Origin of the sequence: Allomesorhizobium aridi, assembly GCF_043769475.1 — a bacterium.
In the GTDB taxonomy this organism is placed as follows: Bacteria; Pseudomonadota; Alphaproteobacteria; order Rhizobiales; family Rhizobiaceae; genus Allomesorhizobium.
In genome coordinates this window covers 1954053-1968357 of sequence record NZ_CP171729.1, presented here as the reverse complement: position 1 = coordinate 1968357, position 14305 = coordinate 1954053, and the positions used below count along the sequence as shown (strand labels likewise).

Here is a 14305-nt window from a genome sequence, read left to right as displayed (position 1 = left end):
GGGTGATTTTTAACCGCCTTGCCCTAACGGTGAAGCGGGACGATCTGTCGAAAGGCGAGGGAGGCTGTCATCGGAACAGGTGCAAACCGGGATTTCGCCTCGGTGCTGGACGATCTCTTCGTCGCCAAGCCGCCTGCCGAAGAGGCCGCGCGCCCGCCGTCGATCCCGTTCGACTATCTGTCGGTCGCGGACGAACTGCATTCAGGCCGGATCAAGGTTTCCAGCGACGAAGCGGCCGCCGAATATCGCCGGACGAACCAGGAGTTCGAGACGGAACTGGCGGCGCTTCTCGCCGCTGCCGAGCCGCTTCTGGCGGAAGTCGCGGCGCCGGCCGAAAGCCTGCCGTCGATCGAGCCTGCCGCCATCGCCGTCGAGCTTGGCCTCGACGCGGCCAAGGCGGCTGCCGATTTCAGCCGTTTGCGCCGCAGCTTCGCCTTCAAGAACCATCCCGACCGCGTCGCGCCGCATCTGCGCCAGCGCGCCATGGTGCGCATGCAGGTCGCCAACATGCTGATCGACGACGCCAAAAGGCGAGCCGCAGCCAAGCGCTGATCCGCCGGACGAAGAACTGTTGCATCGCCGGCCCTTGGCGGGTTGCGAGGTGGTGGTTATGATGCGGACCTCACCCGCGCTTTGCCGCCCAAACCATTTTCCCGCCGGAGATTTCAAACCATGCAACAGCGCCGTATTGGACGCACCGATCTTCATGTTTCCAAAATTTGCCTCGGAACGATGACCTGGGGCCAGCAGAACACCGAGGCCGAAGGCCACGCCCAGATGGACCTCGCCTTCGAGCGCGGCGTCAATTTCCTCGATACCGCCGAGCTTTACCCCATCCCGCCCAAACCCGAGACGCAGGGGCGGACCGAAACCTTTATCGGCAACTGGATGAAAGCGCGCCGCAACCGGGCGGACGTGATCGTCGCTTCCAAGGTGGTCGGGCGCACGGCCAATGATTGGTTTCGCGGCGGCCGCCCGTCGAAGCTGGTGCGGACCGACATATTCGACGCGGTAGAAAAATCGCTCGCCAGGCTCCAGACCGATTATATCGACCTTTACCAGATCCATTTCCCGGAGCGGCAGATCCCGTGGGGATCGAACCCGACACGGGTCGGCAACTGGCCGGCGCCGCGCGACGAGGACGAAACGCCTGTTGCCGAAACGCTGGCTGTATTCGCCGAATTGGTGACGGCGGGAAAAATCCGCCATTTCGGCCTGTCCAACGAAAGCTCGTGGGGCGTCATGCGGTTCGTCGCGGAAAGCGACAGGGGCGTGGGGCCACGCGTCGCGAGCCTGCAGAACGCCTACAACCTCGTCAACCGCACCTTCGAGGTCAATCTGGCCGAGGTCTGCGGCCGCGAGGAGGTGTCGCTGCTTCCCTATTCGCCGCTGGCGCAGGGCTATCTCACCGGCAAATACGACCATGGCGCGCGGCCTGAGGGGTCGCGTTCGCAGCTTTTCAACCGCGGCCAGCGCTACGAGACGCCCAACGCGGCGGAAGTACAGCTCGAATACAATGAACTCGCCCGCAGCTTCGGCTTGGAGCCGGCGCTGTTCGCCAACGCTTTCGTAACCAGCCGGCCTTTCGTGACCTCGAATATCATCGGCGCGACCAGCATCCCGCAGCTCAACATGGCGCTCGATGCGGCGGAAGTGCACTGGACCGGCGAGATGCAGCAGGCAGTCGACGCGATCCACCAACGCACCGGCAATCCGTGCCCCTGATTGGCGCGACGGATTGCGCGCGCTGGTGAGTTCACGGCGGCGCGCAAATGAACTAACAAGCGCCATCTGACGCTCGCGGCGGGCGAATTCCAGCCCGCGCGAGCCAAATCGCGACAGCAAGAAGAGATTTCACGATGACAATCGCACAAGAGACCGCCGAACTGCTGACCAGCCTCGGCGTTTCGAAGGAGAGCTTCACCGGCGGCGACCTTCCAGCCAAAAGCCCGATCACCGGCGAGAAGATCGCCGATGTCCGGTCGGTTTCGCCTGCCGAGGCGGCCCGCATCATCGAACAGGCCGATGCGGCCTTCCGCGTTTGGCGGCTGGTGCCGGCGCCGCGTCGCGGCGAACTGGTGCGGCTGCTCGGCGAGGAATTGCGCGCCCACAAGGCCGAGCTTGGCCGGCTGGTCTCGATCGAGGCCGGCAAAATCCCGTCCGAAGGCCTGGGCGAGGTTCAGGAGATGATCGACATCTGCGATTTCGCGGTCGGCCTTTCGCGCCAGCTCTACGGTCTGACGATCGCCACCGAGCGCCCCGGCCACCGCATGATGGAGACATGGCATCCGCTCGGCGTGGTCGGCGTGATTTCGGCGTTCAACTTCCCCGTGGCCGTCTGGTCGTGGAATTCGGCGCTTGCGCTGGTCTGCGGCAATGCCGTTGTCTGGAAACCCTCGGAGAAGACGCCGCTGACGGCACTTGCCTGCGACGCCATACTGAAGCGCGCAATGGCGCGGTTCGGCGATGCGCCGGAAGGCCTGGCCCAACTTCTGATCGGCGACCGTGCCGCCGGCGAAGTGCTGGTCGACCATCCGAAGGTGCAGCTCGTTTCTGCCACGGGCTCGACCCGCATGGGCCGCGATGTCGGCCCGCGCCTGGCCAAGCGCTTCGCCCGCGCCATCCTCGAACTCGGCGGCAACAATGCCGGCATCGTCTGCCCCTCGGCCGATCTCGACATGGCGCTGCGCGCCATCGCCTTCGGCGCCATGGGCACGGCCGGCCAGCGCTGCACGACGCTGCGCCGGCTTTTCGTGCATGAGAGCATCTACGACGCGCTCGTCCAGCGGCTGAAGAAGGCCTACGAAAGCGTGTCGGTCGGCAATCCGCTGACCTCGAACGCGCTGGTTGGGCCGCTGATCGACGAAGCTGCCTTCCGCGGCATGGAAAAGGCGATCGAACGCGCCCGGGCCGAGGGCGGCAAAGTCACTGGCGGAAGCCGGATCGACACCGGCGATGCCGCGGCCTTCTATGTCCGGCCGGCGCTTGTCGAAATGCCGGACCAGACCGGCCCCGTCACGGAAGAGACCTTCGCACCGATCCTCTACGTGATGAAATATTCCGATTTCGACGAGGTGCTGGCCAAGCATAATGCAGTCGGCGCAGGACTTTCCTCGTCGATCTTCACGCTCGACATGCGCGAGGCCGAACGCTTCCTGAGCGCCGATGGTTCGGACTGCGGCATCGCCAACGTCAATATCGGCACTTCGGGCGCCGAGATCGGCGGCGCTTTCGGCGGCGAGAAGGAAACCGGCGGCGGCCGAGAATCCGGTTCCGATGCTTGGAAAGCCTATATGCGCCGCGCCACCAACACGGTGAACTATTCCAAGGCGCTGCCGCTCGCCCAAGGCGTTTCCTTCGACATCGATTGACGGGTTACTGAGATTCAGGTGATGCCGGCCTGCAAATGGCGGCTTTCTGCGCTTCCGGTGCTCACGGACCGAACGTCCGCTGCGCTCCGGTTCTCGAAACCCACCATTTTGGTCGCTGCGCGCCCTCTTCGATTCCGACTCGGCCTGACCTGAATCTCAGCAACCGTCCCCTATCCTGATGCCCAGGCCCGGCGCGCTTCCACGCGTCGGGCCTTTTGCGTTCTTTCCGGAGAACAGTTTCGCCGCTCGGGCGTTAGGCACGCACACTGACCCCACACAGCGAGCGGAACCATGGACAAAAACCCCAAGACGCCGCCAAAGGCGGCGGAAGCCTCCGAAAAGCAGCGCGAAATCCAGGGCGGCATCGACGCCGCCGACGAGGCGAAGAAGCGTTCCGGTGGAGAGTCGCAGGGCGCCATGCAGGCCGGCGCGCGGCGTTATCCCGAGCCGCCCTTTCCCAAGCAGCATCAGCTCAAACCGGGCTCTGAAGCGCGGCTTGATCCCGCGCCGATGTACGATGCGCCATACTACATCGGCTCGCGCAAGCTCGACGGCAAAGTCGCCCTGATCACCGGCGGCGACAGCGGCATTGGCCGTTCGGTGGCGGTCCTGTTCGCCCGCGAGGGCGCCAGCGTCGCGATCAGCTATCTCGACGAGCATGAAGACGCCAAGGCCACCAAAAAGGCAGTCGAGGCCGAAGGCAAACGCTGCATCCTGATCCCCGGCGACATCTCGACCCGGGAAGCCTGCCGGGCGGCAGTCAGGCAGACGGTTAATGAACTCGGCGGCCTCGACATTCTGGTCAACAACGCCGCCTTCCAGGTCCATGCGGCGAAGTTCGAGGACCTGACGCCCGAACATTTCGACACGACGGTGAAGACCAATCTCTACAGCTACTTCCACATGGCTCAGGCCGCGGTGGAGCACATGAAGCCAGGCTCCGCCATTATCAACACGGGTTCGGTCGTCGGCATAACGGGCAGCAAGCAACTGCTCGACTACTCGATGACCAAGGGCGGCATCCACGCGTTTTCGCGGGCGCTGGCGGCGCAACTGGTGCCACGAGGCATTCGCGTCAACGCGATCGCGCCCGGGCCGGTGTGGACGCCGCTCAATCCTTCCGAAAAGGAAGCCGAGGACGTGTCGAAATTCGGCGCAGACACGCCGATGAAGCGCCCGGCCCAACCCGAGGAGATCGCGCCAGCCTACGTATTCCTCGCCTCCTCGCATTGCTCCAGCTACATCACCGGGGAGATTTTGCCGATCATCGGCGGCTACTGACACACTCTGCCTGTTGGATAGTTAGTCGCGGGCGCGCGGATACGTTCCCGCGCTTCTTCTCGAAGCCGGGGTGTGGGAAGCGGCGCATGGCAGCGACGCCTAATCAATTTAATTTAGTGACGCGCTGCCATGCGCCGCCGGCGTTTTCTCCCCTTGCCGCTCCCGGCCCATGCCCTGTCCCGGTATTCTGGGACAAGGCGCGGGCGCACAGGTTCGACCCGGGGCCGGAGCGCCCCGCACGACCATGCGGGGATCATCTCCGGCGCCACACTTGCCTGGATGCCGGTCGTGCACACCCGTTCCCACCAGCAAGCTGCCGGGATGGAGTATGCGGGCATCAGGCGAGGGTGTGGACAAAGCTTGGGAAAACATTCCTGACAGATGCTGACAGCGGGCGGCGGGAGAAGGGAGAATCGCTCCGCGGTGCCCGGCCGGAACAATCTCTCGTTGTGGAAGTTTGGCCGTAAAGCAGGGGTTTCCCGCATGAAAACCGTTATGGCGGTCATACTTGTGCTGCTCGGGCTCGTCGTCGGCTTTGGAGGGGTCTGGCTCCTGGCCCTCGGCGGTTCCCCATATTATGTGATGGCCGCCGCCGGCCTGCTCGTCGCGGGGCTGCTCCTCCTTCTTGGCAGGCCGACAGGCCTTCTGGTCTATGCCCTCGTCATTGCCGGATCGCTCGGCTGGGCGATCTACGAGGTCGGTTTCGACTGGTGGCAGCTTGCGCCGCGCGGCGGCCTTCTCATTGTGCTGGGGCTGCTGATGCTCACGCCCTGGGTCAGGCGCCCTCTCGCAAGGCGGAGCGGCAAGGCCTGGGGCGTATCGGCTCTCGCGCTCGTTGCGGCGATCCTCGCCTCCGTTGCCGTCGCCGTCTATTCCATGACGATCGACGTGCACCAGATCGCGGGCACTGTCCCCGAGGCGGAGGCTGCGACCCTGCCGCCGAGCGAGGCGACCGTGGTGCCGGCCGAGTGGCACGCCTACGGCCGCACGCCTGGCGGCAGCCATTATTCGCCGCTGACCGCGATCACGCCCGCCAACGTGGCGGGCTTGCAGAAGGTGTGGGAATATCACACGGGCGACGTGCGCGTCGAAGACGATCCCGAGGAGACGACCTACGAAGTCACGCCGACGCTGGTCGACGGCCTGCTCTACGTCTGCACGCCGCACCAGATCGCGATCGCGCTCGATCCGCTGACCGGCAGCGAGGTGTGGCGCTACGATCCGCAGGTCGGCGTCAACAAGCAGCGCCAGCACCAGACCTGCCGCGGTCTGTCGTATGTTGCGGTCGAAGGCGCAGCTGCCGGCTCCGTTTGCGCCAGCCGCGTCCTCCTGCCGACGGCCGATGCAAGGCTGATCGCGCTCGACGCGAAGACGGGGAGCGTCTGTACCGGTTTCGGCGACAACGGCGCCGTCAACCTTGCCCTGAACATGCCCAACTTCTATCCCGGCTCGTATTATTCGACGTCGCCGCCGGTCGTTGCCGGCGGTCTCGTCATCGTCGGCGGGGCCGTCAACGACAACGTCTCGACCACCGAGCCTTCCGGCGTCATCCGCGCCTTCGACGTCGCCACGGGCGCGTTGGTCTGGAATTTCGACAGCGGCAATCCCGACGAGACAGCGCCGATCGCGGCCGGCCTGCCGTATGTGGGCAACTCGCCCAATGCCTGGTCGCTGCTCAGCGTCGACGAGCAGCTAGACATGGTCTATGCCCCGATGGGCAACGCCCCACCGGACCAGTATGGCGGCGACCGGACCCCCGAGACCGAACGGTTCTCATCCTCGGTAACGGCGCTCGATCTGCGGACCGGACAGGTCCGCTGGGTATTCCAGGCCGTGCACCACGACCTTTGGGACATGGACACGCCGTCGCAGCCGCAACTCGTCGATCTCGCGAGGGATGGCGAGACGGTTCCGGCGCTGGTCCAGGCCACGAAACAGGGCGACATCTACGTGCTCGACCGCCGCACGGGCGAGCCGCTGCTGCCGGTGACCGAGGAACCGGCGCCTCAGGGTGCGGTGGAAGGCGACTTCACCGCGCCGACGCAGCCGACATCGGCGCTCAGCTTCAAGCCCGAGCCCCTGCGCGAGAAGGACATGTGGGGCGCGACGCCGGTCGACCAGCTCTACTGCCGTATCCGCTTCCGCAGCCTCAACTATGAAGGCCGCTACACGCCGCCTTCGACGAGAGGTTCGATCGTCTATCCCGGCAATTTCGGCACTTTCAATTGGGGAGGCGTGGCTGTCGATCCGGTCCGGCAGATCGTCTTCGCCACTCCGGTCTACCTGGCCTTCATCGTCAAGCTGATCCCGCGAGCCGACGACACCACCAGCTACGTCTCGGAAAGCGAACCCGGCTTCAACGAGAATTTCGGCGCGCCGTTCGCCGCAATGATGAGGCCCTTCTGGTCGCCGATCGGCCTGCCGTGCCAAGCGCCGCCATGGGGCTACGTCGCCGCCGCCGACCTCAACACCGGCGAGGTGATCTGGCAGCACCGCAACGGCACCGTGCGCGATCTTTCGCCATTGCCGCTGCCCTTCGAGATGGGCGTTCCGGGCATCGGCGGTCCGATCGTCACCGCGGGCGGCGTCGGTTTCCACAGCGGCACACTCGACTACTTTGTCCGCGCTTTCGACGTGAGCGACGGTCGGGAACTGTGGCGGGAGCGGCTGCCGGCCGGCGGCCAGGCGACGCCGATGACCTTTCAGGGCTCCGATGGCCGGCAGTATGTCGTTGTCGTCGCCGGCGGCCACGGCTCTACCGGCACTGCTGCCGGCGACGCCATAATCGCCTATGCTCTGCCCGCGAGCTGAGCTTTTCGCACCGATACGGCTGATGCGGATTGGTCACGCCTGCCGCTAGTGCTTTGCCTTGCCAATATTTATGGGTGCGCAGCCGCGCCGATACCGTTATGGTTCCGCGCGAGGCGGTGGGGACTGCATCGAGGACGCCTGTGCTGGGTTTGTGTTCTAGTCGCCTGCGGGCAATCGCGGCAGTTTGCGTTGTCGCCGTGGCGATTGCCGAACCCGCTTCGGCGTTCGAACTGTTTGGCATAAAGATTTTCGAGCCGAAGACCGACGAGGCCGAGGACGTAATCGGCGAGCCGCAGCGCTATTCGGTTGATTTCGCCGTCTCGCCAGTTGCCGAAGACGACGACGTCGAAGCCGCGCTCAAGGGCGCTTCCACTTTGTGGCAGGATCGCGAGAAGCCGGCATCCGGCGCCGCCGGTCTCCTGGCCAAGGCGCGCGGCGATTATCGCCGCATCCTCGCCGCACTCTATGCGCTGGGCCGCTATGGCGGTTCGATCAGCATCCTGGTCGATGGGCGCGAAGCCGCCGATCTGCCGCCCGACACCGAATTGCCCGATCCCGCCGCAGTACGGGTAGCAATCGATCCCGGACCGCTTTTCCATTTCGGCCAGACCAGCATCGTCAATCGCGCGCCGCCGCCCGTCGATCCGGACGACGAGGTCGAGGCGCCGGAAAGGCGGGGCTTCTCGCCGGGCAAGGTCGCGCTCTCCGGCGTCATCCTGCAGGCCGAAAACCTGTCGATCGAGGCATGGCGGCAGCAGGGGCACGCCAAGGCGAAAACCGTCGAACGCCGTGTGGAAGCGGCGCACGCCGTCAATCTGGTCGATGCGACGCTCGAAGTCGATCCCGGGCGCAGGGCTGCCTACGGACCGGTATCGGTCCAGGGCACCGAGCGCATGGACCCGGCTTTCGTCGCCTACATGACCGATCTTCCGCTCGGCCAGGAATACGATCCCGACGATATCAAGCGGGCCAATACGCGGCTCGCCAAGCTCGACGTGTTTCGCGCCCAGCGCATAGAGGAGGCGGACGCTATCCGCGACGACGGCCTGCTGCCGATCAGCGTCATCGTGCAGGAAAGATTGCCGAGACGGTTCGGCGTCGGCGCAAGTTATTCCACGCTCGACGGGGCAGGTTTCGAAGCCTTCTGGCTGCACCGCAACCTGTTCGGCCGGGCCGAAAGCCTGCGCTTCGACGCCAGGGTGGCCGGCATCGGCAACGATGCAGGCGAGGGCGGCGGTTTCGATCCAGCCGACTTCACCTATCGCCTTGCCGCAACCTTCACCAAGCCGGGCGTCTACACGCCCGACACCGATTTCATCGCCTCGCTGATCGGCGACCGCGAGGTGCTGGATCCCTATACGCGCACCGCCGTCACCGCGCAGGCGGGGTTCAAGCACCTGTTTTCCGAACACCTCTCGGCCAGCCTGTTCGGCTATGGCGAGCATGCAAAATTCGACGACGATTTCGGAGAACGCACCTTCACCATGGCAGGGTTCCTCGGCGGCCTGACACTCGACCGGCGCGACAATGCGACCAACGCCACCGAAGGTTATTACCTCGAAGTGATGGCCGACCCATTCTACGAGTTCGAATACGGCAACGCGGCGCTCCGCGCCACAGTCGAGGGGCGCGCCTATTACGGTTTCGGCGAAGACAACCGCATCGTTGCCGCAGGACGCCTGAAGCTCGGCTCGGTCGTCGGCCCGCCCGTCGAAGAAACCGCGCCGGACAAGCTGTTCTTCGCCGGTGGTGGCGGTTCCGTGCGCGGTTATGCCTATCGCAGCATCGGCATTCCGTCTCCGGATGGAGATGTATCCGGCGGGCGCTCGCTGATCGAAGGTTCGGCCGAACTGCGCGCTCGCGTCACCGATACCATCGGCGTCGTCGCTTTCGCCGACGCCGGTTATGTCGATGCCGATTCGTTTCCGGAGTTTTCCGAGGATCTCAAGATCGGCGTCGGCGCCGGCCTGCGCTATATCACCGGGCTCGGCCCGATCAGGCTCGATCTCGCAATGCCGCTCGATCCTGGCCCGGACGACCCGGATCTGGCCTTCTACGTTGGAATAGGACAAGCGTTTTGACCCGCATCATCCTGACCATCGCATTCTTTCTCTTCGCGCTGCCGGTTTTCGCGCAGGACACGGAGCAGGAAGACCGTTCCTATTTCATCGGCTTCGTCGAGGATCAGCTTTCGACGCCCAACCGCCAAATCAGGATCAGAGGCATCCAGGGCGTGCTGTCGTCAAACGCGACGATCAGCGAGATCACCATCGCCGACCGCCAGGGCATATGGCTGCGGATCGCCAATGCGCGCATCGTCTGGACCCGCTCGGCGCTGCTGCTCGGACGCCTCAACATCCAGACGCTTGCGGCAGACAGCATCGACGTGCTGCGCCGGCCCGTGCCGGAAGAAGGCCTGCCCCCGCCCGAGGCGGGATCCTTCCGCGTGCCGGACCTGCCGCTTTCCGTCACTTTGGGCGCTCTCGAAGTCCCGCGCGTCACATTCGGCGCGGACGTCTTCGGGCTCGCCTCGCAACTGGCGGTCACCGGCCGGCTCCAGCTTGCCGGCGGCTCGCTCGACACCGCGCTTGACATCACACGCCTGGACGGACCGGGCGGACAACTCGGGCTGACCGCAGTCTATCGCAACGACACCCAGGTGCTCGACCTCGACCTTTCCCTGACCGAGCCTGCAAACGGCATCGTCGCCAATGTGCTCAACATCGAGGGCCGGCCGCCGATGGCGCTGACTTTGGCGGGGGAGGGGCCGCTGGAGGAACTCGACCTCGCGCTGACGCTCGACGCGGACGCCCAACGCGTTCTGACCGGCACGACGAGGCTGCGCCAGCAATCGGGCGGGCTGGGTTTCGCCGCCAATGTCGAAGGGCCGATCGCGCGATTGATCCCGCCGCGCTTCCGCGAATTCTTCGGTGCCGAGACGACGCTTGTGGCCGACGGCGTGTTCAAGACCGGCGGCGGGCTCGCGCTCGAGAGCCTGGATCTGGTCAGCGGCGCGCTGAGCCTTACGGCGGCGGCCGAAACCACCACCGACAATTTCCTGCAGAGGCTGACACTCGATGCCTCGGTCGACAATCAAACCGCCGAGCGCGTCGTTCTGCCCGTTCCCGGCGGCCAGACCACGGTCGATCGCGCCGCGTTGACGATCTCGTTCGGCGAGGGCGCGAGCGAGAACTGGACCGGATCGCTGACCGTCGCCGACCTGGCCACCGACACCTTTGCCGCGCAAAACATCGCGCTGACAGCGAACGGAGTGGCCGAGAACATCAGCCAGCCGGCGGACCGCCGGATCACTTTCGCAGTCGACGGCGACGTTACCGGCATCACCGCGACGCGGGCAGACATCGCCGAAGCGCTCGGCGAGACGCTCAACCTCGACATCGAAGGCGACTGGCGGGCAGGCGGCCCCGTAAAACTCGCCAGGGCGCTGCTTTCCGGCAACGGCCTCAATGTGTCGCTCTCCGGCGACATCGCCGAACTGGCGTTTCGCGGCAACATTGGCGTCGAAGCGACGAGCATTGCGCCGTTCTCGCAGCTTGCCGGACGCGATGTGTCGGGCGGGCTCGATCTCGACGCCTCCGGCAGCGTGGAGCCGGTCACCGGCGGTTTCGACCTGACCGTGGACGGCGTCGCCACCGGACTGACGATCGACAGCCCCGCTGCCGACAATCTGCTGCAGGGTGAGACGCGCATTACTGGCCGCGTCGCGCGCGGCGAAACCGGGCTCGTCGCCGACGGGCTGCGCATCTTCAACGATCAGGTTTCGATGACTGCGGACGGCAGTTTCGCCACGGGTGCGGCCGATTTCGACTTCGACCTGGCTCTGACCGATCTGGCGCTTGTGTCCGAGGACGCCACCGGCCGCCTGACGGCCAGGGGCCGCGCATCAGGCTCCGACGGGCTGATCGGCCTCACCTTCGGGGCTGAGGTGGCCGAAGGCTCGCTGGTCGGCAAGGCTTTGCGCGAGGCGGTGCTCGGCTTCGAAGGCACGCTGCGGGAAGGCGATGTCGACGGCCAGGTGACCGGCAACGCTTTCCTCGACGGAACCCGCGTGCAGCTTTCGAGCGGCGTTGCGCTGAACGAAAGCGGCCGCCGGCTGAGCGCGCTGGATTTTTCCGCCGGCGGCACGCGGATTACCGGCGACGTCACCCAGAACCCTGCGGGCCTGTTCGATGGCGCGCTGAAACTCGCCTCCGCCGATATTTCGACTGCTGCCGCGCTGCTGCTGGTGCAGGCGACCGGCGCGGTAAACGCCGATGTTACACTCACGCCCGACCAGGATCGGCAGAACGCCACGATAAAGGCGAACGCCGAAAATCTCGTCGCCGATACGGTCAGGCTCGGCCGGGCCGATCTTCAGGCGAGCATCGCCGACCTCTTCAACGTGCCGGTCGCCAACGGCTCGCTGCAGGCAACCGACGTCACCGCGGCCGGCATAGACGTGGCGCGACTTTCCGCTACCGCCGAAAGCAGCGGCGCGACCACCAATTTCTCCGGCGACGCGACGCTCGACAATGGCACCACCGCGGCGGCGTCGGGCGCGCTGTCGCCCGTCGATGGCGGCTGGCGGCTCGGCCTCCAGACAGTCGAACTGGCGCAAGGCGGGCTTGCGGCACGGCTTGTCGAGCCGGCTGTGCTCGAGGTCAGGGGACAGGATATTACCGTCGGCAATCTCGCCTTCGACGTCGGAGGCGGGCGCGTCAGCGCGCGAGGCACGATCTCGCAAAGCCTCGATCTTTCCGTCACGATCGCCGCATTGCCGCTGGCGATCGCCAACACGATCCGTCCCGACCTGGCGCTGGGAGGCACCATCGACGGCACGGCAACGATTGGCGGCACGCGCGCCAGACCGGACATCCGGTTCAATGTGCAGGGCAGGTCGATCGCGGCCGCCGCGCTGCGCGAAGCCGGGCTGCGCACGGTCAGCCTGGACGCTACGGGCACATCGACCGCCGAAAGGCTCAATGTCGATGCCGCGATCACCAGCCCGGAAGGGCTTCGCGCCACCGTCAGGGGCGGCGTGCCGCTGGCCGGAGGAGCGCTGGCGCTCGACGTTGCGCTCAACGCCTTCCCGCTGGCTGTTCTCAACGTCGCCGCTCCCGGCCGCAATCTCGGCGGCAGCCTGTCGGGTACGGCACGCGTGACGGGGCCGCTCGCCCGGCCCGCGGCATCGTTCGAATTGCGCGGCGCCGGGTTGCGCGCCTCCGCGCTCGACGCCGCCGGACTGTCACCGCTCGAAGCGACCGCGTCCGGCAGCTTCGCCAACGATGTGGTGACGCTGTCCTCCGCGCGCGTGAGCGGCCCGCAGGGGCTTTCGCTCACCGCCAATGGGCGGCTGCCGCTTTCGGGAACTGGCGTCTCGGTTTCCGTCGACGGCCAGGCGCCGCTGTCGCTCGCCAACCGCTTCCTGGCGGAGCGCGGCGCCCAGGCCTCGGGCACGGTGTCGCTTGCCGCGACCATTTCCGGAAGCCTGCGCCAGCCCGCCATCCGCGGCACGGTCTCGACCTCGGGCGCGCAATTCATCGACCCGCAAACCAACATCCGGCTGCGCAATATCGCGGTGTCGGCGGCGATCGACGGCGACCGGGTGACCATCCGCAACGCGTCGGCGGCGATCGCTGCCGGCGGCACGATCACGGCTTCGGGTTCGGTCTCCACCAATGCGCAAGCCGGCTTCCCCGCCGACATCAGGATCAATCTCAACCAGGCGCGTTATGCCGACGGCAGCCTCGTCGTGGCGACGTTGAGCGGCAGCCTGGCGCTGACCGGTCCGCTGACCCGCGATCCGCTCGTTGCGGGCGACATCGCGGTCGAGCGCGCCGAGATCACCGTGCCGGAAAGCCTGGGCGGCGGAGCGGCTGCCATTGACGTCACCCACATCGACCCACCGAAACCGGTGGCTGTGACGCTGCGCCGGGCGAGGGCAGGCGACGGCACGCCGACGCCCACCGCGCGCCCGAGTGTGGTCAGGCTGAACATCGCTGTCAGCGCGCCCACCCGCATTTTCGTGCGCGGGCGCGGGCTTGACGCCGAACTCGGCGGCACGGTGCGCCTGACCGGTCCGGCGACCGACATCCAGCCGGTCGGCGGCTTCAACCTGATCCGGGGCCGGCTTTCCATTCTCGGCCAGCGCATCACCTTCGACGAAGGCACAGTGACGCTGGTCGGCGACCTCGATCCGTTCATCAACTTCGTGGCGCGCTCTAGCGGCAACGACATCACCGTGTTCGTCACGGTCAGCGGCCGTGTCTCCGATCCCGACATCAGTTTTTCCTCGGAGCCGCAATTGCCCGAGGACGAGGTGCTGGCGCGGCTGATCTTCAACCGCGGCATCAATGAATTGTCGCCTTTCCAGATCGCGCAGCTTGCCGCTGCGGCCGCCGAACTCGCCGGCGGCGGCAACACATCGCTGCTCGGCAGCCTGCGTTCCGCCACGGGCCTGGACGATATCGACATCGTCACCGACAGCCAGGGCAACCCCGCCTTGCGAGCGGGTCGCTACATTCAGGACAACATCTATCTCGGCGTCGAAGCGGGCGCCCGCGGATCGACACGCGCCACCATCAACCTCGACATCACCGACAATCTGAAGGCGCGCGGCTCCGTCGGGGCCGGCGGCGATTCCGGCGTCGGCATATTCTACGAGAAGGACTACTAGACTGGCTGCGGGCCCATTCCGAACGACGGCAGGCTATCGAAAAGCTATCGGCTGTTCGGGCGAGATCACGCCGCCAATATTTATCGGCCCCTGAAAAAAATCCCTCCGGCTAAGGAACCATCCTCCGCTCGCCGCGTTCAAAGGCCGCGTCGGATGCCCGAACTTG

Annotated in this window: 7 protein-coding genes; all 7 read left to right on the top strand. The window is 66.0% G+C overall.

The window, feature by feature from the left end:
• Window positions 1–102 precede the first annotated feature (102 nt).
• The 7 genes from ACG873_RS11615 (at window position 103) to ACG873_RS11585 (ending at window position 14139) form a co-directional block, all read left to right on the top strand.
• Entirely contained in the window at window positions 103–552 is a 450-nt protein-coding gene (locus tag ACG873_RS11615) for a hypothetical protein (protein WP_394891879.1), read from the top strand.
• Window positions 553–672: 120 nt separating this feature from the next.
• Window positions 673–1725: an aldo/keto reductase gene (locus ACG873_RS11610; RefSeq protein WP_394891877.1), complete on the top strand. Its 1053-nt coding sequence runs from the start codon at window positions 673–675 to the stop codon at window positions 1723–1725.
• A gap of 134 nt (window positions 1726–1859) precedes the next feature.
• Window positions 1860–3371, top strand: a complete 1512-nt coding sequence (locus ACG873_RS11605) for an aldehyde dehydrogenase family protein (RefSeq protein ID WP_394891875.1) — start codon at window positions 1860–1862, stop codon at window positions 3369–3371.
• A gap of 291 nt (window positions 3372–3662) precedes the next feature.
• Complete coding sequence (locus ACG873_RS11600; protein WP_394891873.1) at window positions 3663–4652, top strand: SDR family oxidoreductase; 990 nt, start codon at window positions 3663–3665, stop codon at window positions 4650–4652.
• Window positions 4653–5135: 483 nt separating this feature from the next.
• Window positions 5136–7463, top strand: a complete 2328-nt coding sequence (locus ACG873_RS11595; RefSeq protein WP_394891871.1) for a membrane-bound PQQ-dependent dehydrogenase, glucose/quinate/shikimate family — start codon at window positions 5136–5138, stop codon at window positions 7461–7463.
• Window positions 7464–7561: 98 nt separating this feature from the next.
• Entirely contained in the window at window positions 7562–9544 is a 1983-nt protein-coding gene (locus ACG873_RS11590; protein ID WP_394891870.1) for an autotransporter assembly complex protein TamA, read from the top strand.
• The gene (locus ACG873_RS11585) at window positions 9541–14139 is read left to right on the top strand and encodes a translocation/assembly module TamB domain-containing protein (RefSeq protein ID WP_394891868.1); all 4599 of its coding nucleotides are present in this window, start codon (window positions 9541–9543) and stop codon (window positions 14137–14139) included. Before ACG873_RS11590 ends, ACG873_RS11585 begins: the two co-directional genes overlap by 4 nt.
• The last annotated feature ends 166 nt before the right edge of the window (window positions 14140–14305 follow it).

What these genes read in the sequence shown, in the direction of transcription:
- ACG873_RS11610 (WP_394891877.1), top strand. Translation starts at nt 673, where the DNA reads ATGCAACAGCGCCGTATTGGACGCACCGATCTTCATGTTTCCAAAATT.
- ACG873_RS11590 (WP_394891870.1), top strand. Translation starts at nt 7,562, where the DNA reads ATGGTTCCGCGCGAGGCGGTGGGGACTGCATCGAGGACGCCTGTGCTG.
- ACG873_RS11605 (WP_394891875.1), top strand. Translation starts at nt 1,860, where the DNA reads ATGACAATCGCACAAGAGACCGCCGAACTGCTGACCAGCCTCGGCGTT.
- ACG873_RS11595 (WP_394891871.1), top strand. Translation starts at nt 5,136, where the DNA reads ATGAAAACCGTTATGGCGGTCATACTTGTGCTGCTCGGGCTCGTCGTC.
- ACG873_RS11600 (WP_394891873.1), top strand. Translation starts at nt 3,663, where the DNA reads ATGGACAAAAACCCCAAGACGCCGCCAAAGGCGGCGGAAGCCTCCGAA.